The organism is Trebonia kvetii (genome assembly GCF_007827045.1).
GTDB classification, from domain to species: domain Bacteria; phylum Actinomycetota; class Actinomycetes; order Streptosporangiales; family Streptosporangiaceae; genus Trebonia; species Trebonia kvetii.
On the sequence record NZ_RPFW01000012.1, the window covers coordinates 89,916 to 110,373 of the forward strand.

Consider the following 20,458-nt stretch of genomic DNA (forward strand, 5'->3'; position numbering starts at 1 on the left):
CAAATTCGTGATCCCGAACGGTTTCGTGGCTCCGCCCTATCCCGCGACCTGACACGCCCGTGACAGTTGCCATTCAGCCCTACCACCGGCTTGCGCCGTCACGGCAGCCGCAGTTCGATGGTTGCCTGCTGGGCTGCACGGGTGAATGTCAGGGTCAGGGCGCGGGCGAGCGGGTTGAGCCTGGGCAGGAACCGCAAGACAAGTTCCTCGTGGTCGCCGTCACCAGTGCTGCCGCCGAACTGGCTCAGGTACAGGCCGCCGAGGTCGTCTTCGGCGCGGACCAGCATCGCAGCCCACTTGTGGTCCCGGTCGGCGCTGTAGGTCCACCAGCCGGGTTCGGCGCGCAGATACACCCTCCAGGATTCCGGCTCGGAGACAAGACTGTCGGCCCGCACTACGATGTCGTCGACCGGTGGCAAGGCGGCGGAGATGTCAAGATGCAGCTGCGCCCCGTCAGCGCGCTTCGCGGCGCTGATCATGCCGGACCATCCGCGGGGAAGCCCGTCGGCCGGGCCGCGGCCGGTGAGGAAGGCGCAAAGCCGGTCCAGCTGGCCGGGGAGGTCGCCGGCGGTACCTGCCTCGGCTGACTGCTCGACATCCGCCGCCCTGGCGAGCACGGCAGCGCAGCGCCGCTCCATGTCATTCTGGTCGATCCCGATGAGGCCGATCAGGTACAGGGCCAGATCCGACAGTTCCCGCGCGGCGGGACCCTCCGGCACCGGCGCCAGGCGGCTGACGCGCGCATCCGGGCGCGCGGACGGCACCAGCCGGGCCGCGGATCCGTGCTGGCCGCGCAGTTCCAGCCAGCCGCGATCCCGAGCGGGAACCGGTTCCACCGCAAGGCGCAGGGACACCGGCTCGTCCTCTCTGCCCTGGCCCCCCGGGCTGCCCGAGATCTCCCTGACCCGCAGGACGTAGGTCGTTCCCTGGTCGTCGGTGAGCGCTACGGTTCCGATGACGGTCTCGGCGAGCGCACTGAGGGCGTCGCTCTCCGCGAACGCCCACGCTTGCCTCGCGCTTCCATCACGAGGCGGTACGGCGAGCCGGCCCTGGCGCTGTCCGTTGACCATCAGCGATGCGTCCAAGGCGGCATCGCCCGGGCTCGCGACGAGCACGCCCGGATACAGCGTTCCCGCCGCCGTCTGGATGGCGGCGGCTCCGCCGAACGACCAGCGAGTCCCGGCCCGCCCAGCTTCCTCCCCGGGAGCGGGCAGCTCGGTCAGGCGGCGCTGCACCTCGGCGTGCAGCGCTGGCCAGCTGGCGAAGCCGTACTCGCGGGCCAGCGCCAACTGGGCCGCCGACAGCGATACCCGTGCTGAGACCGCACGGAGCCGGATCAGGGCAGATGGCTCGCCGTCGGCGGCTCCGCGAAGCAGCTCGCGGGCCTGGCGGCGAAGCTGGTCGAGGTTAGGGCGGTCCGGAAGCTCGGGCATGATGTCTCCTCACGGCCCAGGCTCGCATGTGGGCTCGGTAAGAAGACGGTCTTGCCGGAACGTACTACCCGGAACAGAGGTGGACTCAGGTCCTGCCCGCGAACCCGGCGGCGCCCTCTCACGCCGACACGCGAAGCCTAACCCGCCCGCGGCTCCGGGTCCATCCGCAAACCTCGATGAGCTGGATACTGGTCCGCGGGGCGCCCTTACACCGGAACGGAGAATTAGAAAGTCATCAGTTGTCCACAGTGTTTGAAATGATACTTTTACGTTTCAAATTTGCCTGCATCTGGTTCATGTGATCAGGGCAACGGAGAAGGCCTCTCGAAAAAGGTGACAGGCAGGCATGCGTCACTTACGTTTATTCCGTGGTGGGTCCGGAATTCCGCGAAGTGCTACGCTGTGCGGCCACTGGGGATGGCGCTGCCTTCGGCAGATTGTGGCGGGACATGCACCCGATGCTGCTGCGTTACCTGCGACTGTCGGCTGGAGAGGCGGCCGAGGATCTAGCTAGCGAAGTGTGGCTTGAAGTCGCGAGGCGGATCGCCCGGTTTCGCGGCGGCGAGCTGGAATTCCGCGGTTGGCTCTTCACCATGGCCCGCCGTCGGGTGATCGACCTGCGGCGATACGAGACAAGGCATCCGGAACGGTCCACGGCGGATACCGAGCGCATGGACCGGCCCGCGCCCGACGACACTGCCGCCAGGGTCCTGGAAGGCATATCAACCGAGGCAGCACTCGCATTCATCGCAACGCTGCCGCGTGAGCAGGCCGAGATAGTCATTCTGCGTGTCGTGGCCGGGCTTGACGTTGCCAAGGTCGCGAGGATCGTCGGTAAGAGCCCGGGCGCGGTCCGCGTCGCGACCCACCGCGGGCTGCGCTCCCTGAGCGCGCGGCTCGACGGCGATGCCTCCGTGACGGGACGCGCAACCTACAGGCCGCGTCATATCAGGACCGTGGCATCTGGACAGGAAGCCATAACGTTATGCCAGCGTCCAACAGTCTTCTGGCTAAGATGCTGCACCTCCCTCGCTTGCGCTGGCCTGGCGCTCCCGGACGATCGCTCGATGACGCGATCGCCGAGCGACTGCTGGCAGGCCTCGACCCGTGTCCCGATGCCTCCGGCTCCCAGCACGCCTTGGCGGCGGTCCTTAAAGCGGCAGCCCAGCCCGGTACTGAACGTGAGCTGTCCGACGAGGCAGCCGCCATCGACGCGTTCGTGCTGGCAACTAGTCCCCTGCGTACCCGGGCCGTAAAGCAAACACTCAAGCGCCCGCACGCCAGAAAGACTCCCATCCTGGTCGCCGCGATCACGACGGCCCTCGCGGCGGGGCTGTGCGGAACGGCTGTCGCGAATGCGCTGCCCGCGCCGCTGCAGCGGTTCGCACACAGCACGTTCGGCGCGCCCGGGCCCGCGCCTGGCTGGCCCGCGCCCGCCCTGACGGGCCCGTCGCACAGCGGTAGCGGCGCGCCCACTCTCAGCGTGAGCGCCAGTCATCTTGTGCCAAGCGCCGGAGACACCGGGAAGATCTCAGGCCCGAGCGCGGGTCCCGCCACAAGCGGAGCGAAAACTCCGACGGCCCCCACGAGCGCGGCGAGCAGCAACGCTAAGGGCAACAACGGAAACGGGAAGGCAAAAGGAAAAACAAAAAGCAACGGGAACGGGAAGGCGAAGGCCAAGGGGAAGGGCAAGGGGAAGAGTAAGGACAAGGGGAGCAGCTGAGCTGTTCCTTACTTCTCCGCCGCCGGCCCTGGCCCGGGTTCCCGTGCACTGGCATGTGCTGCCACGGACCGTCAGGTCGATGATCAACGCGGTCATGCACGCTTCGGTAACGCCTCTAGCGCTCCAATCGGTTTAACGCATTGAGGAGCCGTGTTCCGGGTCGGGCTCGGCAAGGCCGGGCTGTTCACCGATTCGCGAGACATGGTGATGGCATGGCACAGCCGCTTCACCGGATTCGAGATGGGGGCCGGGATGAGCAGGAGTCAGCCGACGATGCCTGATTTCGGGGTTCCGAGCCCGGCGCGAATGTATGACTACTACCTCGGCGGGAAGGACCACTTTCCCGCCGACAGGGAAGCGGCGGAACGGGTCATCGCCGCCTACCCGCAGGCCCGGACGCTCGCCCTAGCGAACCGACGGTTCCTTGAGCGCGCGGTGAAGTTCCTGGCCGGCAAGGGCATCCGGCAGTTCATAGACCTGGGAACCGGGCTGCCCACCTCGCCGAACGTGCACGAGGTTGCGCAGGGAATCCAGCAAGACGCGCGGGTCGTCTACGTCGACAACGACCCAGTCGTCACGGTTCACGGCCGGGCGCTGTGCGGCCAGGACGATGGAGTGACGGTGATCGACGGCGATATCCGCCAACCCGAGGCCGTCTTCACCAATTCGCAACTAACCGACCGGATCGACCTGTCGCAGCCGGTCGCGTTGCTGTGCGTGGCGGTGCTTCATTTCATCACCGAGGACGAACAACCCCGGAAGATCGTCGCCGCGCTCCAGCGACAGATGGTCCCGGGCAGTTACTTGGTCATCTCGCATGTGGCCACCGATGGCGCGGACAAGACCATCATCGACGAGATCACGGACGCATACCTGGGGGCAACCAGCCCGGTGGTCCCCCGCGCCGGAAGCGCCATCCGTGACCTGTTCAACGAACTGGACCTCGCCGCGCCAGGCCTGACTGACGTAGCCCGGTGGCGCTGCACCACGCCCGCCAAAACCGGGCAAATCCGCGTCCTCGGCGGTGTAGGAAGGAAGCGGCTCAGGACTCGCCCATGATGCGCAGGCGGTGGTCGAACTGTCAGCTGGCCGCCGTCTTTCTTACCATGCCGAGTTTGGCGAGCATGCCCGACACCTCTCTACTTACGATCCTCGCACCGAGGAGGAGCCTGAGGACTGCGGTAAGGCATACCGCGAGGACGAAGCGATCTACGTAGCCTCCGCCCGCCTGGTCAGGGCCAACGGCCAGCGCCCACCAGATCACAGCCGTCATCGTGGGCAGCACGATCGCGCACTCTATCCAGTCCAGGGTCCGCCGCGGCGCCCCCGCCACGCCGACCGCAACGGCATACGCCAGCCATATGCCTGCCAAGAGACCGAGGAAGACCCACGGTCTGCTCTCGCCGATGAGCGGGTGGTAGGTGCAGTCGGATGCCTGTGCGAATGCCGGGCATGAATGCCCGACCGGGGGCAACTGGAAGAGCGTTATGTAGGCGTACCCGAGGCTAGCGAAAATGATCGGCACGCCAAAGGCCAGGATGAGGCCGCCCCGCACCTTCGCGACCGATGCGACTCCGATCGCAAGCCGAACCAGGACGGCCGCTAGGAGGAAGAAAAGCACCTCCCACCACCCGAGACTGTCCGCCCAGAACCAGCTCACGCCGGGGTGCAACGCAATGATCCAGGCGGTCATGGCCAGCACCGGCGGCGCAGTTACCAAGCCCTCGCGCCAGGTGAAGCTTGGTCCTGGAGCCGTGTAGAGCCTCACCAGCGCGTAGGCGAACCAGGTTCCGATCAAGGCGCCGGCCAGAAGGAAAAACGGCTTCGAGACGATGACCTGGTAGGAGGCGCAGCGCCAGTCGTCAACCAGCCCCGAAGGGCATGCGACCGCAGGCGGCGCAGGTCGAAGGACTCGGACGAAGTAGACATACCCCGCAGCAGCACCGCCCACTGCCAGGCAGGCAAATGACAGCACCTTCTCCGGCGTGCGCATGGTCCGATTGTGGACCAGCTCCCGCAAAACTAGAAGCGGCATCCGGCGCAGACAACAAGCAAGAGGCCGGATCCTCATTCGGATCCGGCCTCTCACCTTGGTAGCGGGGGCAGGATTTGAACCTGCGACCTCTGGGTTATGAGCCATACGACGTGCGTCTTGGGCGTCTCCCGCGTCTCGGCGCGTCTCGCTGACCTGCTCGTCGTCCTGGTGGCCGTCGCCTTCCTGATATCCCTTGCCGGTCTCCCGGTTTCGCCCACAGGGGTGATGTTCACTGGCATTTGCCCGATGCGGCGCTTTGCAGCGCGTTGGCTGAGTTCTTGACTTGGGTGACCGCTGGCGCGACCGCTCTGGCCGCGGTTACGCGTGACTGTCCCTTCGCGGAGGTGATCGCGGTCTGCAGGGCGGTCAGCGAGGTGTTCAGTGCCGCGGTCTGCGACGGGTACGCGGATTTCGCGTTGGCGGAAAACGATGCTGCGTTGGTCTTGACGCTGTTCAGCGCGGTCTGCAGGGAGCTGAGGCCGTTCTTGGCGACGTCGACATTGTCGAGGTTCTGGACGGAGGTCTTGAGGTTGGCGGCGTCGGTGCAGTAGGCGGGCTTGCTGCTGCTGCATCCGGCGGCCAGCCCGGCCAGGATCAGGACGGCGGCCGGAAGCAGCAGCCACCTGTGCGTGTCCGGTGCACTTACCGGTCTCATGTGTCCTCCAGGATGCGGTGGTTTCGGTCACGCAGCGAAAGACCTCCGTGCTCGGCAGGCACATATCGCCAACCCAGGGCCACGCTGTCTTGTCGGTCAATGCCAGGATGCGCGCTGGCGTCGTGGCCGCACTTCACCCCCTGGGAGTGAAGACCATCCGACCTGTGACGACTGACAATCAGGGAGTCGATCCGGCTCGCTGACGGGAAGGAGGCAGTGCCGTGCCAGCTGACCCAGACCGTCCGCACGGTGGCCGGGTTCTCAGCAAGGACCGGATGGAAGGATTCAGCGACGGCGTGTTCGGCTTCGCCATCACGCTGCTCGTCCTGGACCTCGCGGTTCGCCCGCCGGGCACAGCCCTGCAGCAGGTGCTTCATGCCTGGCCCTTCTACCTGGCCTACGTCATCAGCTTCCTGACGATCGGCGGTGCGTGGCTCGCCCACACCGCCTTGACCGATCGCCTCGCGCGGACTGATTCGCTCTTCCTGCGACTTAACTTGCTCGTTTTGCTCGTGGTGGTCTTCCTGCCGTTCCCGACCCGGCTCATCGCGGAAGCCCTGCATAACGCCAGCTTCGAACGGGTGTACGTCACCCTGTACGGGCTCACGCTCCTGGCAATCCGCGTCCTGGGGGCCGCCCTGGACGCGTATGCGCGGCGCGAGCACCTCTACTCGCAGAAAGGAGAGGGCGAGGAGCTGCAGAGCACACAACGGAAATTCCTGCCCGTCGTCACCGGGTACGTGATCGCGATCCTCGTCGGGCTCGCCCTGCCGAGACTGGCGGTAGCGCTTTACTTCGGTCTCGCGGTGTACCTAGTGGTGCCGTTCCGAGAGACCGCACGGGCGCTATTCCGGCATACGTAGACCGCTAATCGCTGCACCGGCCTGAGTGGCGTATGAGCGCCATCTTGATCCGTGTGTACTGCCGGTGTGGCCCGGCTTGCGCCGGGCGGGCCTCCCAAGGCCGAGCCCGGCGCGGGAGCGGGGCAGCGGCGCCGCAGGCGCCGCCTTGGTCAGCCGGTCGAGTCGAGCAAGCCAATTCGGCAAGGAGCGAAGAACGCCGACCGCAAGGCGGCGCTGCCTCCTGGTCTCGAACCCAAGACGGTCGTCAACACACATCGGATCTGGCGGGCGCACGCGTCGACCTGCTCGACCTCGACGCCGGAACACTTCAGATCGAGAAGACACGCGTCGTCGTCGACGGCAAGGTGATCGAGTCGGACGGCAAGACGGAGAACGCGCAGCACCTCCTGGCGCTGGACCCGTTCACCCAAGCCGTCCTCAAGTCCCACGTCGAAATGCTCGACCAGGAGCGCAAGGACTTCGGGCCGGAGTACGAAGATGACGGCGTCCTGTTCTGCTGGGAGAACGGCAAGCCTCCGCATCCCGACACGATCACCCGCCGCTTCAAGCGACTGGCCAAGGCGGCCGACCTGCCGGAGATCGACTTGCACGACGTCCGCCACAGCTATGCGACCGCGGGCCGCAACGCGAAGATCGACTGGAAGTCGCTATCCAAGCGCATCGGGCATGCCGACGTCGCGTTCACGATGAAGCAGGACGTGCAGACCGACCTCGAAGCCGACCGCGAGGTTGCGAACACGCTCGCTGACCTCATCATCGGCGGCCTGCTTGTGACCGAAGACACTACGGCCGACGACCAGGCGACGCGCCCGACCGGGCCGACGAGGCATGAACGAAGGTTCCCGTGCACAAATCCGTGCACAACTACAAGTCAAAGGCCCGGCTCTCTGTTCGAGAACCGGGCCTTGACCTTGGTAGCGGGGGTAGGATTTGAACCTACGACCTCTGGGTTATGAGCCCAGCGAGCTACCGAACTGCTCCACCCCGCGTCGGTAACCACACTCTATGAACTCTTGGCGTTGTAAGCAAATCAGTTGCCGGTGTGGCAGGAGACGGCCAGAGTCACGCGAGGCCCACCTGGCACCTGGCACCTATGCCTGGCCTTGGCGAGATCGTGCCGCGGGCGCTTGCGCGCCCGCGGCCCGCCCCCTCTGCTCGCTACGGCACACTCAACGAGTCCGCCGAAGTTCTCGGGTACGGCACGCACAACGGGCCCGTCGAACTTCGCGGAATGAGTGCAGCAGGCAGGCGGATCTCTCTTTCGGGCTCGCTCGGGTGGCGGAGCCGGGCGAGCAGCAACTGTGCGGCCTTCACGCCGACTTCAAACCAGGGCAGCCTGATGGTTGTCAGCGGCACCGGCAGGATGGCAGACAGCGGCAGGTCGCCGACGCCTGTGACAGAAACGGCGGCCGGGCACGGCCGGCCGGCCGCCTTGAGGGCAGTGCAGCACCCGGCGGCGAGAATGTCGCTGCCGGTGAGAACCGCTGTGAACGGGACGCCGGAGCTGAGGAGCCTGCCGCAGACGCGCTCGCCGCCGTTGACGGTGAGGCCATCCGCGATCGCGACGAGTTCCTCAGGGACGGTAAGCCCTGCGGTACGGGCAGCGGCGGCGAGAAGCTCGCAGTCGAGCGGTGCGCCAGGTGCGCTGACGCAGGCCACCGTCTCGTGACCGAGCTCGGCCAGGTGCGCCGCTGCCAGGTAGGCCGCGGCTCTGAGGTCAGGGGCAACCGAGTAAGGGGCAGGTCCGAAGGTCGAGACCGCCGGGACCCTGCCGATGAGCGACGTCGGCCGGTCCCCCTCCGGCCAGGACGTGGCCACGATAATGCCATCCGTCTGCCGGCCAAGTAGCCCGCTGACGGCCGCCTCGGTGGAGTCGGCGGTGGGCGCGGCGACGGCGATCATCATGTAGCCAGCGCTACGCAGCACGGTTTCCGCCCCGCGCAGCAGCGGGCCGCCCAGTCCGCTGGCCAATAGGCCAACAGTGCGGCTGCTGCGCGTGCGGAGCGTGACCGCGGCCTGGTTGGGCACGTAACCAAGCGTGTTAACCGCCTGCTCAATGCGCATTATGGTGGCGGGTGTGATCATTCTGCGGGTCGCGGCGTTCAGCGCCCGCGAGACGGTAGAGGGGTGGACGCCTGCGGCGGCGGCGACGTCACGGATCCGGACGGCGGGCGGTCCCACCGCGAGGTGGCTCACGGGATCAATCCAATGAAATGACGGCGACGGGAACCGGGGACGGCCGTCACGTCGAGCAGGGTCATTACGCTCCCAAAGAGGCGGTGTCGAGCAGGCTTAATTGCGCCGCGGCACCGCGATTGACGGCGCGGTACCGCGGCGGCGTGTCCCCTTCCAGCGGGTAGCCCCCCGACTACACCGGTACTAGGGGTCACAGGGGTGATACCGAGAGATATGTTAACCAAGCCCGTCGGTATGTCAAGGGATAACCGGAGCTTCTGGTGAGCCAGATTTCGCAAACGGATGATGACCCGTGACGGAACGTGTTCAGGGAAATCTTGCATTTCAGTGACAATCCGACGGCGCACGGTAAGCTTCGTCCTGTCTCTGCACTCGCCGGGCAAACGGTTGCATGACGGATGTTTCATCTGCCCCGTTTGCGGCAGTATGTACGGGACTCTTGCGGCAGTATGTACGGGATGTCCCCTCAGCCTCCCGGCCGTCTGACCGTAACTCCGTTTCCTGGCAGCACGCCAACGCCGGCTCTGCGAGAGAAGTCATGACAGGCAACCAGACACCCCCCCGCGGCCCCCTGCCTGGCCGTACACGCGCTCTGCCGACCCACTGGCCACTCGGGCACGAGCGTGAGAATCCCGTCCCCAGGGCTTACCATGGGGCGGTAACTGTGGGGGGAAGCCCATGAGTGACGGCAGGGATGCAATCCTTCGCACTACCGTCGTGCCGGCCAGGAGTGGGGGCCTGCAATGACTAAGGCGGTGGACCGCCAGGAGTGGGTGAACCACGGGCTGCGCCTGCTCGCCGAGGGCAGCTACCTGGCAGAGATCACCATCGACGAGGCCTCACGGAAACTCGGCGTGACCAAGGGCAGCTTCACCCATTACTTCCGCAACGCGGAGGACTGGTACGGCGTCGTGCTGGCAGCCTGGTCGGAAGATCGCCGCCAGCAGCGCGAGCGGGATGCGCAGTATGTTCAGTTGATCCGCGACCCGCTTGACCGGCTACGGGCCTTGCGGCGGCGCGCGGCCGAGTCGCCTGCCGCCGACGCGGCCATGCGAAACTGGGCCGCCACGGCAACTGGCTCGCGGCCGGTGCCGGGAGCGGTCGCGGCCGCGAAAGCCCTTGAAGAGGTGCGTGAGGCATTCCATGCGGAGATCACCGCGGCGATGTCTGACCTCGGTTTGGCGCGCGGTGAGCCGGAACTGATGACCGAGTTCTTGCTGCGCGAGTTCGGCAGCGGCCCAGGCGACCCGTCCGTCCCGCTTGGCGACGAGGCCGGGTTCGACGTGCTGCTCGGCATCCTCGCCCGGTCGGTCCGCGGTCATACGCTGACAACCGCCGAAGTCGAGATCCCGGCTAGCGATGGCGATCCAGGCGCCACCGTCATGGTCATCGTCGCCCAGCCCCAGGGCGGCAAAGCCCTCGACCGCGAAACACTGGCCGCCGCCGCAGATTTCGTGAACAAGAAGATGCCTGGGCTGCTAACTGCACCGGACGACGCTGGCCAGGACCGGGTCGGGGCCATTCCGCGCCAGGCCGACAGCTAGTCCGCCTGTCAGGATTCGGCGGCCCTGCACCCGCGGACGGCCCCTGTTCGTTCGCGGGTGCAGGGCCAGCGGCGACGGCCGACTCTCTCCCTCATTGGGCGCGGCCTGATCATCGCTCCCTAGCTGGTTCGAGTACGGGAACCGGCAAGTTCAGAAGTCAGCCGCGGATGGAGAGCCTGCTCACCTCACGGCTGCTACTTGACTACCTTCCGTGATCAAGCAGGACCATACCACAGGAGATGGTAACCATACCGACCTTTGGGTGAGCATCGTTCCCAGGTGCATATGAGAGACCAAACCGTCGGCGCCGTAAGGGTTTCAGGTGTCAGAAGCGTGGCGCGGGAAGGCATTGACAGCCGTTGACGCAATTGCTTAGCCTGCGCTTGCACCCTTTTGGTGGGCTGGCCTCGGCCAGCCGTCTGGCCTGACTCCCCGCGCACTGCGTTGCGAGGCTGGACGCCGTCCGCGCGGCCGTCGGCGATGATCAGGTGGGGGCACCGTGAAGCAGCATGTATCTGTGGCCATCGAGGCCCTGCCGGGAACCGGCGGAGCGGCATTGCTCAGTCCGGCGTGGCCGAAGAGCAGCAGAAACATGGCCAGGACGCTTATTTCTGCTCACGAGTGGATCCTTGCCGTTCCTCCGCCGGGAACGGGCAGTGCGAACCCGGAGATCACGCGTGGGCTAGCCGGGATCCTGGCAGGGGAGGCGCGGTTCCGGTTCGCACCGACACAGGCCACGGCCATCGTTCGCGTGCGCTCCAGTCAGGGAACGCCGGACATCGGCGCTGTCCTGCACTACCGGCACGGAACCGCGGTGCTCTACTGTCCGGCCGCCCAGCTGGAAGCCCTCGGCGCCGCGGCCCTGTCGACGGTCGCCAACGAGGCTGAGATCTTCTCCCGCCCCCGTGCGGGGGACGCAGCCCGCACGATCACGGTCGAACAAGTCAGCCACGACAGTCCGGTGCACCCTGTCGCCGTTGCGGTGAGCCCCAGGTCATGCGTCTTCCTGATCTGCGAACGGCTGATCGACGCGGGGCTTGCCGACATGATCGGTCACGTGTGGACGGCTCATGCGCAGCTGGTGGCGGTGCGCGGCTAGACCGGCGGCGCCTCGGTCAGGCGAGGTAACCAGGGCGCTGTGTCCACCGCGGGGCGCGGGCCAGGCGCGGGAGCGGATCGCAGGCGCCGGCCGGGCCACGTGCCTTCCGCCGACGGCAGGATACGGCTGGACGGCTCGCCGCCACCACGCCCGCCGACCCGGCGTAGGCGAGCCAGGCGGTGCCGAGCCGCTCGATCGCGGCGGCTAGCGGCCGGCTTACCAGGCTTGCGCAAACGTACACTTGCGCCCGGAGGGCAGCTCCGGCCGCATGCGCAACGATGGCCGCGGGATGCAGCACCACCGGCAAGTCATCGCAGGGAACCCGGTTTACCGCCAGCACCATCCCGTCGTGCCTGTATTCGAAATACGCGGACAGGGCCGAAATGCCAAGCGCGGCACTTTCGGCGATCTGCTCTTCCGGGCAGCACAGCACGGTGCGCGTCAAGGTGCAGTAGAGCACGGCCGGGCCGAGCTGCGCGTCGATGGTCTTGCCTGGGACTCGTTGTATCCACTGCCTGGAGGCGCCGGACTCACCCCGGATCCGGCCGGCCAGGATGCTGGCAGCCTGGCGCAGATGCTGCGCCGTGGCGCTCCTGGACGGAGGAAGCGTCAGCATCCACTCCCCGCGGCCAAGTGACACGCGGACCACACGGCTCGCCAGCGGCGCAGGCCCGTCAGCTGAGTTGGCCTCGCGGGTACGAGGACGCTGCCCCGGTTCTGTAAACTCCGTCAAGGATCCCCCGCCGCTCATCGCTTCGTCGGTCCCGCGCGCCAGGCTACCCGGAAGCGGCCCGTTGCGCGGTCGGCGGCAGAGAAGATCCCGCCCTGGATCTTCTGACGCCCCAAGAACGATTTCTACGCGGTCGACCGTGGCTTATGTCAAGACAAGTAAGACGAACCCATCGTTCTTTATCATAAAGTTTCCGTTTTGCGCCTGATCCTGTGACTTCACGTGCATCCGCACTGGCAGATGCAATACCCATTGCATTACCTGAAGGAAACGCGAGACGTAGCCGCGGCCGCTTCCGCAAGGGCGCGCAGCCCCCAGAGCCCCGTGCCGGACGGCAACCGCGGCCGCGCGGTATGGAAGCGTCCCGCAATGTGGAACAAATCCTTGCCAGATTTACGTGCTCGGAATCGCACCGCCGACGGTGAAAGGGCACCGTTGGAGGGCACCTTATCGCCTCCCCGGGCAAGCCTCGACATCCTCAAGGGAATTACCCGCAGTAAGCAGAGAGGCCGTCGCATGTGGAGAATTGCGGCTTATGTCAGGTGTCAGAACCGAGCGGCGACGCCATCCATACCGAGTAATAAACCGGCCACGTGCCAGCGGGCGGCCCGGTAAGAACCTCGGCGTCCCGCTGCGTCTTCAGTGCGACCACGTGCTTGGGCACGACCCCGAACAGGGACACCGCGGACCGAGTCGGGCCGAGGATCACCGGGCGGCGGCCGGCCTTCTCGATCGCGGTCGCGGCCTTCTCGAGCAGCGCCGCGGCGGAGGCCGCGGACGCCGCGGACGTGACAAGCGTCGCGGCTGGCTGGCCGCACTGGCCGCGGACGATCGGCGCGAAGTTCGCCGCAGTCGCGGCGTCAATGAAGATCACGCTTGCGGACTTGCCGATGGCGGAGCACAGCCTCGTGGCGGCGGCCACCGAGCCGCCGTAGGTGGACGAAGCGCCGACGCCGCGCAGCTGGATGCGGCTGACCAGCTTCGCGACCCCTGACGAATAACGGCTCACCGACGCCTTGGGAGCGAGACCGGGGTTCAGGGTCGTAACGAGCGGCGGGATCGCCAGGGCCAGCACGCAGCAGGTGCCGACAAGGCCGACGGCCAGGCGTGAGGCGCCAAGCAGCGATGCTCGTGAAGTCAGGCGTGACGACACCCACAGCGCGAGCAGCAAGAGACCTGGGAAGACCACGGGTACCAGGCGGTGGACTGCCATCGGCTGCCAAGGGACGACGGCCGGGTCCCACAGGACGGTGACCACGGACCAGGCGATGATCAGGAACGGCAGCCCCCACAGCCGCGCCGCGGCGAGAGAGGACTCAAAAGAGGCGGACGCCTCAAGGAAGGCGGGTGTGTTGAAGGTGGCGGTTGAGTCGAGAGCAGGTTCCTCTGCCGATGCAGGAGAGGCGCCAGCGGCCGGTGATTCTGAACCAGGAGACGCGGGAGACGAACTAGCGGCGGATGACTCTGAAGCGGGAGAGGCAGCCGACCCCGGTGCGGTGTATGGACCAGAAGGCGTGGCGGATGTGCCCGCGGTGATCAGCAACCGCACAGAACGCCTACCGAGCACGGCCGCTCCCGCGCAGGCGAGAATCACGGCCGGCACGCCGAGATACCACAGCACCCAGTCGAGGCTCGATTCGAAGTACTGGCGCAGGCCGTCGACGGGGAGGCCCTCGAGCCGTTGCAGCGAGGCGACCTGCCTGGCTACCGCCGGATCGGTCTGGCCGCGGACGGTCTGGAAGTAGGGCCGAAGCGCGAAGCCGACGAGCACGAGCACCGGGAGCGCCACGGCCAGCCACTGCGCCACCATCCCAAGCGACGGCAGGGCTACCTCTTCGCCGCCGAGCCCGACGATGTGCAGCCGGCCGCGCACGATGCGCCGCATCCGGTCGCGGAAGCCAGGGAAAGCGAGCGGCGCCACGAGAGCAGTGACCACGCCGAACCCAGCCGCGCACAGTCCGATCAGGTGCAACTGGGTCGACACACTTGCCAGGTACGCGCGCGACAGCTCGAGACCCGCGGCCAGGCCGAGCCCGATGCCGATGAAGAGGCCGATCCCGAACGGCCCAGCCTGCGGCCGCCCGGCCACGAACAGGTAGGCAAGGACGGGGAAGGCGGGCAGCAGGACGCCGAGCGATCCGATGGAGACGAGCACGGTCAGGCCGAGCGAGAGGCCGCCGAGCCCGGCAAGCGCGAGCCCGCCGCGCCGCGCCCATGCGGCCCCGCCTAGCGGAAGCGGCTGTGACAGCGTTAGCGGCCGCGACAGTGAATCGGTAAACAGCGACAGCCCGCCGAACAGCAGGATCTGCACGAGTGGCTCGCTCAACGGGGTGCGCGACGCGTATACCTCGGGCAGACTCACCGCGAGCACGAGCGCGCCGGCTGCCGCCCACCACGCGCCGCACAGCCGCCCCACGAGCCCGGCGAATGCGAGCACGGCGCAGCCGCCGAGCACCGCCGGCATCAACAGCGTGCCGCCAAGGCCGCCCAGCCAGGTCCCCGCGGCGAGGACCAGCGGCAGCCCGGGCAGGAACGCCGGCATGAGGGATCCGCCCGACACGGTGAAGCCCGTGCTCGCGAAGCTCAGCCCGGCGGCGTTGCCGAACGCGGCGGCCGAGGTGGGAATCCGCGCCGTGCCGTGCTCGGCGATCCAGTAGCCGTACTGCAGGTAGATGCCGGGATCGCGGGCCGCGAACAGCTGCTCGGACCGGAAGACCGCCTGCCACACTCCGAACCCGGCCGCGATCGCCACCGTCGCCAGCAGCGCGCCGAGCGGCACCTGACGCCGTTCCGGACCGGCTGCCCCGGCAAGCTCGGCGGCATCCGCGAGATCGGCAGTCACCGCCGGATCGCCAGCCGGCGCAGGAGCGGCGGCCGCTGCGGGCGGAACGTCGTCGATGGAGTCGCCGAACCTCGGCCAGCTGACCGGCAGCCGCCGCATCGCGAAGTAACACAGCGCGACCGCAAGTGGCACGAAGATGATCACCATCGGCAGCGGCAGCAGCCGCCCCGCGAGCAGCATCCCCACCCCCGGCGCCAGCCACGCCACGGCCAGCAGCGCAGGCGCGATCGTGACCGCCGCGAAGGCCCAGCCAGGCAGCCACCACCAGCGGCGGGCAAGCTCCCGCCCGCGCGCGGCCGCCCGCCCGGCCGGCTCGGACAACCGCGAGTAATAGGGCCGCAGCCGCCCCGCCGCGGCTCGCGCGCCGCTAACCGTTCCCGGCCGCTTCCGCTTATCTCGATCCCGAACGGTTGCGTACTTCGCCTCGACGGCACCCGGCTCTCCGGCGGCCGCTTTCGGCCCGGCGGCCGCCTGCGGCCGGGCCGTCGCTCGCGGCCCGGCGGCCGATGCGGCGCGGGCGGTCGTCTCGTCCGGGGTATCGCCTCCACGGACGCGCACGGCAGGCAGTCGTAGGCGCACGGACCCCACTGTAGACGGAGAACGTATGCGACTCTTTCCCGCCACGGCAGGGCCGCGCCGTCGCACACTAATCCGTATGGAAGTGTTCACCAACTGGCAGACGTGGCAGCGCGCGGAGCCCGAGCTGCGCCGCCTGCTGCCCGCATCCACCTGCGACGCGCTGGCGGCGGCGGTCGGGTTCGCGCTCGCCTATCACGGCGATCAGCAGCGCCCGACCGGAGCGCCCTACGCCGAGCACCTGCTCGAGGCGGTCGAGGTCCTGGTCCGCGGCGCCGGCGTCACCGACCCCGACGTGCTGTGCGCCGCCGTGCTGCATGACGTGGTCGAGGACACGCCCTGCACCATCGAGGACGTACGGACTGCGTTCGGCGACCGGGTCGCGGGCATGGTCGCCTGGGTCACCAAGCCGGAGACGGCCGGCGGCGCCGACCGCAAGGCGTCCAAGGAGGCGTACCTGAAGGGTCTCGCGGACGCGCCGGACGACGCGATCCTCGTGAAGCTCGCCGACCGGGCATCCAACGTGCAGACGCTGCGCAACCTCGCGCCGCAGAAGCAGCGGGAGTACTACGCGCAGACGGTCCGCTACATCATGCCACTGGCCGCGGCGCGGGCATGGTGGGCGGAATGGTACGCGAGCTGGGCGGAGGCTCATCGAGATCTGGCGTAGGCGGCTCTTCCTCCTGCCGCTGCCTGACCTCGTTCCCCGCGCGGATGGCGAGCAGCCAGATCGCCAGCGTGGCCGGGTAGATGAAGTAGCCGAACCTGGTGGACGGCGCCAGCGCGAACATGAGCGTCATCGCACCCGCGAGCAGCGCCACAGCGCGGGACACCGTTCGCGGCGGCCGGGCCACAAGCGACACCGCCACCGCCAACCCAGACAGCGCGAGCAGCACGACGACCACGGTGTGCCCGGCGTGCGGCCAGGTGGCGGAGATGATGTGCCCGGGCAGCGGGCTCGACGCCTGAGAGGTGACACTAGCCAGCCCGAGCGGGAACATGATCGTGTTCTCGACCAGCGCCTTCGGGTGGCCGAGTACGAACGGGCCGACGCATGCGACGACCACGCCTACCGCGGTGAGCGTGAAGCGGCCGACGGCCTGCTTGCCGTCGCGGACCGCGAGCAGCGCGATGGCGACGAGCAGCGCGGGCCACGCGGTCGCCTTCATCGCCGCGCCGATGCCCAGCGCGAAGCCGGCCAGGACCGGCTGCCGCCGCCACAGATAGGCGAATCCGAGGCAAAGGAACGCCACCATCGGCACGTCGGTCCCGCCGACGGCAAGCTCGAAGGCGATCACCGGGCTCGCGGCCACCAGAATCGTCCAGCGGCCCGGGTCGAGCGCACCGCCGCGCCGCAGCGCGAGCCAGAATATGCCGAGGAACACCACGCCGAACCAAATCCGCGGATCGGTGAGCATGCCGTGACCGAGCAGTGCGCGCGGCAGCCCGAACAGCGCCATCACCGGCAGGTAGGGGTTGTACTGGTTGGGATCCTGAGCCCCGGCGAGCACGGCGGCGTCCGCGTAGGGGGTGCCCTGGTGGATAAGCGTGTAGCCGGAATTGGCGACGACCGCCACCTCCGGCTGTTCAAGGCCCTTGGCCGCCATCCACGCCAGCGGCGCGAGCAGCGCCCCGGCGAAGGACAGGCCAACCGCGAGGTCCGCGGTCCGCCCGTGCCTGAGCGCCACCACGCAGAGCAGGGCAAGCCCGTATCCGACCGCGGCCATCTCGCCCCAGAGCTGGTGGACCGGGTCGGAACTGAAGACCGCGACCAGAACCGCCCAGAGCAGCGAGATGGCGAAGATGCCGGCCAGCCAGCGTCGCCGCATGGCAGCCGGTGACTCGAATCCGGCACCAGGCCTTGTGCCACCCATCACCGGCAGATTCTACCCGGCGGGCGGCCGCAAACCGGGTCAACCCAATTCCCTGTGATCATTACAACTGGGCACGGTAGACGGGTAGCTGTGCGTGTTGCCAGTATTGCGCCATGGGACGTCTAGACGGCAAGGTCGCCATCATCACCGGCGGCGAGGGGTCCATCGGCATGGCGACCGCCCGCGCGATGGCAGCCGAGGGAGCGAGCGTCTTCCTCGCGGGCATCTCCGAGTCCGGCCTGAAGGCGGGCGCGGCGGAACTCGGCGAGCGCGCCGCCTGGCAGCTGACGGACGTTACCGACTCCGCTCAGGTCAAGGCCGCCGTCGACGCGGCGGTCGAGCGGTTCGGCCGGCTCGATGTGGTGGTGGCCAACGCGGGGATCAAGGGCGCGACCGGGCCGATCGCCGACTATCCGGAGGACTCCTTCGACCAGAGCCTCGCGGTGCACGTCCGCGGCGCCTTCCTGCTCGCCAAGCACGCCGTGCCGTACTTGTCGGGCGGGGCGTCCATCATCTTCACCTCGAGCGTGGTCGGCCTCACCGCCGCACCGCAGATCGCCGGCTACTCGACTGCCAAGCACGCCCAGGTCGGGCTGATGCGGACGATCGCCGCCGAGCTCGCGCCGCGCGGCATCCGGGTCAACACGATCCACCCGGGCCCGGTGAACAACGAGTTCCAGCACATCGTCGAGGAGGCCGCGACCGGCGCCGACAGGGACACCGCGGCGGCCATCTTCGACGGCATGATCCCTCTCGGCAGGCACGCGGGACCCGAGGAGATCGCGCGGGCCATGGTCTTCCTGGCCAGCGACGACAGCTCCTTCATGACCGGAGCGACGCTAGCGGTTGACGGCGGGATGTCGAGCTGACCAGCCGACGAGCCAGTCCCTGAGGACCCGCCACCACATGTAGAAGGCGAGCGCGCCGTACGCCACCGGCGCGATGCCGACCGCCGCGGCGATGCCGACGACGATCATCCGGCCCTCCCAGCCGAGCGCGCGCCTGTCGATGCCAGCCGCGAGGCCGCCGCGCACCCGGTAGCCGAGGTCGAGATGCCTGAGCCCGACCGCCGAGACCACGGCGAAGGTGAGCGGCGGATAGACCCGGCAGGCGAAGCCTATCTCGGCGAGGAACACGTACTCGGCCGCGTGGAGCAGCGGCGGCACCACCCAGTCGCTCCGCCCGTCGTGCGGATGCCAGGAGGCGAACGCGGCGAGCAGCATCGCCTCGACCGGGGTGAGCAGCAGGATGCCCGGCTGGTTCCGCAGCCCGAGGGCGGTCAGCACCCCGGTCACCAGCAGCCCGACGACCAGCGGGGCGAGCGGCGGCACCCGGCCGCCGACCCATCCGCCGATCCACACCGAGATCCGGCCGTCCCCGCGGTAGCCCCGAAGCTCGCCGCGGTCCCGCGCCTGGCGATTGCCGTCGATGACGGTCGCGGCGAGGGCGGCGAGGCCGAGCACGAACACGGCGAGGAAGGCCGCCCGGGCGCCGAACAGCAGGTCGGCTGCGCACACGACGGGCAGCCTGACGTCACCAGGCGGCCCGAAGACCCGCAGCCGGCTGCCCGGCAGCGAGGGGCCGTGCACGCACAGGTCCACCATGGGCAGTAGCGGCGTGATGATCGCCGCCATGATCGCCAGCTGCCACACGCCGTCTGCGCCGGGGCCGCCCAGACTTGCGACGAACGTGCCGCGCAGCACCGTCGCTGCCAGGCCTGGCTGTGAGCCCGCCATGTGCAGGCTGACGGACGCCGCGATCGCCACGTAAATGATCAGCTCGGCGAGCATGCCGCAGCCGATCAGGCCCCACTCCACCACAGTGGCCGGACGCCGGCCGGCCAGCACGCGGCCCGCGTGGCCGCACACCACCACGGCTATCGCCGCGACGAGCGCGATCACCTCGCCGTGCACCGAGGCGACGGTCAGCCATACCGCCGCGATCATCGCGAAGCCCACCGAGATCTGGGACAGTGTGAGCGGCGAAAGCCGGGAGAGCGCTGCTGACTGGCGCGCGCTCAGGTGGCCATTCATGCCCGCCCTCGGATTCATTGATACGGAGCCGTTATCTCAGCGTAGCCGCGCAGCAGTGAATCCTTCGGGAATCGGTGCGCGACGCACCGGGTAAAGTCCGCAGATGTGATGGCGAAACGCATGGTGGCGGTGGTGCTCGGCGGCGGCGTGGGCACCCGGTTCGGCGCGGCACTGCCCAAGCAGTTGCTCACCCTCGACGGCAGGACGCTCGTCGAGCACTGCGTCGCCGCGTTCGCCGCCGCCCCGGGAATCGACGAGATTCTGCTCGTCATGCCGCTCGCCTACCACGAGGAGTCAAAGCGACTGGTCGGCGATCAGGTCAGCGCGATCATCGAGGGCGGCGTCACTCGCTCGGACTCGGTTCGCGCCGCCCTCGCGTACATAGGCGCCCGGCACCGGGGGAACGAGACTGGCGTCCTCATCCACGACGCGGCCCGCCCGCTGGTCACCCGGCGCATCATCGCCGACTGCCTGGGAGCGCTCGAGGACCACGAGGCCATCGGCACGGCGGTACCAACCTCCGACACGATCCTGACTGTCCATGACGGCGTCATCGCACATGTTCCGCCGCGCGAAACCCTCTATCGCGCGCAGACCCCTCAGTGCTTCCACCTGGAAACGATCGTCAAGGCGCACGCGCTGGCGGCCGCTGACCCGGAGTTCCAGCCCACCGACGACTGCGGCGTTGTCCTCCGCTACCTCCCGGACACCCCCGTGCACATAATCCCGGGCAGCGAAGACAACATCAAAATCACCCACCCCGCCGACCTGGAAATAGCCGAAGCCCTAATCCGCATCCGCAGGCCAACTCAAGCGCCATAGCCAGCTCTTGTGGGACTCATGCTTCGGAAGTGA

The 20,458-nt window shown here is 68.2% G+C and carries 17 protein-coding genes, 1 tRNA gene and 2 pseudogenes; 10 read left to right on the forward strand and 10 right to left on the reverse strand.

What is annotated here, in order from left to right; genetic code table 11:
• Window positions 1-98: 98 nt before the first annotated feature.
• A complete protein-coding gene (locus EAS64_RS41240; RefSeq protein WP_145862163.1) occupies window positions 99-1,433 on the reverse strand; it encodes a hypothetical protein in 1,335 nt (444 codons plus the stop codon).
• A gap of 449 nt (window positions 1,434-1,882) precedes the next feature.
• Between EAS64_RS41240 and EAS64_RS47790 the strand changes: the two are divergent.
• From EAS64_RS47790 to EAS64_RS41250, 3 genes and pseudogenes are all read left to right on the forward strand, one after another.
• A pseudogene (locus tag EAS64_RS47790) lies at window positions 1,883-2,317 on the forward strand (RNA polymerase sigma factor); the annotation flags it as partial.
• A gap of 131 nt (window positions 2,318-2,448) precedes the next feature.
• The gene (locus EAS64_RS46530) at window positions 2,449-3,156 is read left to right on the forward strand and encodes a hypothetical protein (protein ID WP_246116127.1); all 708 of its coding nucleotides are present in this window, start codon (window positions 2,449-2,451) and stop codon (window positions 3,154-3,156) included.
• Window positions 3,157-3,306: 150 nt separating this feature from the next.
• Window positions 3,307-4,215, forward strand: coding sequence for an SAM-dependent methyltransferase (locus EAS64_RS41250; protein WP_145862165.1), 909 nt, complete (start codon window positions 3,307-3,309; stop codon window positions 4,213-4,215).
• A gap of 22 nt (window positions 4,216-4,237) precedes the next feature.
• On the opposite strand, the gene EAS64_RS41255 is transcribed toward EAS64_RS41250, so the two are convergent.
• On the reverse strand, window positions 4,238-5,149 hold the full coding sequence (locus EAS64_RS41255) for a hypothetical protein (RefSeq protein WP_145862166.1): 912 nt from the start codon (window positions 5,147-5,149) through the stop codon (window positions 4,238-4,240).
• Between the two features lie 271 nt (window positions 5,150-5,420).
• Window positions 5,421-5,846, reverse strand: a complete 426-nt coding sequence (locus EAS64_RS41260; protein ID WP_145862167.1) for a hypothetical protein — start codon at window positions 5,844-5,846, stop codon at window positions 5,421-5,423.
• A gap of 221 nt (window positions 5,847-6,067) precedes the next feature.
• Here EAS64_RS41260 and EAS64_RS41265 point away from each other — a divergent pair, with 221 nt between their 5' ends.
• Together EAS64_RS41265 and EAS64_RS47795 are read left to right on the forward strand one after the other, a co-directional pair.
• Window positions 6,068-6,709 carry a TMEM175 family protein gene (locus EAS64_RS41265; protein ID WP_145862168.1) on the forward strand — a complete coding sequence of 214 codons (642 nt, stop codon included), beginning with the start codon at window positions 6,068-6,070 and terminating at the stop codon, window positions 6,707-6,709.
• 32 nt (window positions 6,710-6,741) lie between these two features.
• Window positions 6,742-7,338 (forward strand): annotated as a pseudogene (locus EAS64_RS47795) (tyrosine-type recombinase/integrase); the annotation flags it as partial.
• Between the two features lie 18 nt (window positions 7,339-7,356).
• Here EAS64_RS47795 and EAS64_RS46540 read toward each other — a convergent pair.
• The 3 genes from EAS64_RS46540 to EAS64_RS41280 all read right to left on the reverse strand — a co-directional run bounded on the left by EAS64_RS46540 (window position 7,357) and on the right by EAS64_RS41280 (window position 8,905).
• The gene (locus EAS64_RS46540) at window positions 7,357-7,539 is read right to left on the reverse strand and encodes a hypothetical protein (RefSeq protein ID WP_246116129.1); all 183 of its coding nucleotides are present in this window, start codon (window positions 7,537-7,539) and stop codon (window positions 7,357-7,359) included.
• A gap of 82 nt (window positions 7,540-7,621) precedes the next feature.
• Window positions 7,622-7,698 (reverse strand) — tRNA-Met (locus EAS64_RS41275).
• Window positions 7,699-7,867: 169 nt separating this feature from the next.
• Window positions 7,868-8,905, reverse strand: a complete 1,038-nt coding sequence (locus EAS64_RS41280; protein ID WP_145862169.1) for a LacI family DNA-binding transcriptional regulator — start codon at window positions 8,903-8,905, stop codon at window positions 7,868-7,870.
• Window positions 8,906-9,648: 743 nt separating this feature from the next.
• Between EAS64_RS41280 and EAS64_RS41285 the strand changes: the two genes are divergently transcribed.
• Entirely contained in the window at window positions 9,649-10,449 is an 801-nt protein-coding gene (locus tag EAS64_RS41285; protein WP_145862170.1) for a TetR/AcrR family transcriptional regulator, read from the forward strand.
• 499 nt (window positions 10,450-10,948) lie between these two features.
• The gene (locus EAS64_RS41290) at window positions 10,949-11,548 is read left to right on the forward strand and encodes a hypothetical protein (RefSeq protein ID WP_222850005.1); all 600 of its coding nucleotides are present in this window, start codon (window positions 10,949-10,951) and stop codon (window positions 11,546-11,548) included.
• 16 nt (window positions 11,549-11,564) lie between these two features.
• Here the strand turns inward: EAS64_RS41290 and EAS64_RS41295 are convergent, their stop codons facing one another.
• Complete coding sequence (locus EAS64_RS41295; protein WP_145862172.1) at window positions 11,565-12,164, reverse strand: hypothetical protein; 600 nt, start codon at window positions 12,162-12,164, stop codon at window positions 11,565-11,567.
• Between the two features lie 652 nt (window positions 12,165-12,816).
• Complete coding sequence (locus tag EAS64_RS41300) at window positions 12,817-15,699, reverse strand: hypothetical protein (protein ID WP_145862173.1); 2,883 nt, start codon at window positions 15,697-15,699, stop codon at window positions 12,817-12,819.
• A 76-nt stretch (window positions 15,700-15,775) separates the two neighbouring features.
• Between EAS64_RS41300 and EAS64_RS41305 the strand changes: the two genes are divergently transcribed.
• Window positions 15,776-16,366, forward strand: a complete 591-nt coding sequence (locus EAS64_RS41305) for an HD domain-containing protein (protein WP_145862174.1) — start codon at window positions 15,776-15,778, stop codon at window positions 16,364-16,366.
• On the opposite strand, the gene EAS64_RS41310 is transcribed toward EAS64_RS41305, so the two are convergent.
• On the reverse strand, window positions 16,287-17,570 hold the full coding sequence (locus EAS64_RS41310; RefSeq protein ID WP_246116134.1) for a glycosyltransferase 87 family protein: 1,284 nt from the start codon (window positions 17,568-17,570) through the stop codon (window positions 16,287-16,289). The two genes, EAS64_RS41305 and EAS64_RS41310, sit on opposite strands and share 80 nt — an antisense overlap.
• 113 nt (window positions 17,571-17,683) lie before the next feature.
• Here EAS64_RS41310 and EAS64_RS41315 point away from each other — a divergent pair, with 113 nt between their 5' ends.
• A complete protein-coding gene (locus EAS64_RS41315; protein ID WP_145862176.1) occupies window positions 17,684-18,439 on the forward strand; it encodes an SDR family NAD(P)-dependent oxidoreductase in 756 nt (251 codons plus the stop codon).
• On the opposite strand, the gene EAS64_RS41320 is transcribed toward EAS64_RS41315, so the two are convergent.
• On the reverse strand, window positions 18,410-19,603 hold the full coding sequence (locus EAS64_RS41320; protein WP_145862177.1) for a DUF5941 domain-containing protein: 1,194 nt from the start codon (window positions 19,601-19,603) through the stop codon (window positions 18,410-18,412). The two genes, EAS64_RS41315 and EAS64_RS41320, sit on opposite strands and share 30 nt — an antisense overlap.
• 108 nt (window positions 19,604-19,711) lie before the next feature.
• On the opposite strand from EAS64_RS41320, the gene ispD reads away from it, so the two are divergent.
• Window positions 19,712-20,425, forward strand: a complete 714-nt coding sequence (gene ispD, locus EAS64_RS41325) for a 2-C-methyl-D-erythritol 4-phosphate cytidylyltransferase (protein WP_145862230.1) — start codon at window positions 19,712-19,714, stop codon at window positions 20,423-20,425.
• The last annotated feature ends 33 nt before the right edge of the window (window positions 20,426-20,458 follow it).

Bases quoted from the DNA above. Each gene is read 5' to 3' on its own strand.
- EAS64_RS41240 (WP_145862163.1), bottom strand. From the start codon at position 1,433: ATGCCCGAGCTTCCGGACCGCCCTAACCTCGACCAGCTTCGCCGCCAG.
- EAS64_RS46530 (WP_246116127.1), top strand. From the start codon at position 2,449: ATGCTGCACCTCCCTCGCTTGCGCTGGCCTGGCGCTCCCGGACGATCG.
- EAS64_RS41255 (WP_145862166.1), bottom strand. From the start codon at position 5,149: ATGCGCACGCCGGAGAAGGTGCTGTCATTTGCCTGCCTGGCAGTGGGC.
- EAS64_RS41260 (WP_145862167.1), bottom strand. From the start codon at position 5,846: ATGAGACCGGTAAGTGCACCGGACACGCACAGGTGGCTGCTGCTTCCG.
- EAS64_RS46540 (WP_246116129.1), bottom strand. From the start codon at position 7,539: ATGCCTCGTCGGCCCGGTCGGGCGCGTCGCCTGGTCGTCGGCCGTAGT.
- EAS64_RS41285 (WP_145862170.1), top strand. From the start codon at position 9,649: ATGACTAAGGCGGTGGACCGCCAGGAGTGGGTGAACCACGGGCTGCGC.
- EAS64_RS41295 (WP_145862172.1), bottom strand. From the start codon at position 12,164: ATGCTGACGCTTCCTCCGTCCAGGAGCGCCACGGCGCAGCATCTGCGC.
- EAS64_RS41305 (WP_145862174.1), top strand. From the start codon at position 15,776: ATGGAAGTGTTCACCAACTGGCAGACGTGGCAGCGCGCGGAGCCCGAG.
- EAS64_RS41310 (WP_246116134.1), bottom strand. From the start codon at position 17,570: ATGGGTGGCACAAGGCCTGGTGCCGGATTCGAGTCACCGGCTGCCATG.
- EAS64_RS41315 (WP_145862176.1), top strand. From the start codon at position 17,684: ATGGGACGTCTAGACGGCAAGGTCGCCATCATCACCGGCGGCGAGGGG.
- EAS64_RS41320 (WP_145862177.1), bottom strand. From the start codon at position 19,603: ATGAATGGCCACCTGAGCGCGCGCCAGTCAGCAGCGCTCTCCCGGCTT.
- ispD (WP_145862230.1), top strand. From the start codon at position 19,712: ATGGCGAAACGCATGGTGGCGGTGGTGCTCGGCGGCGGCGTGGGCACC.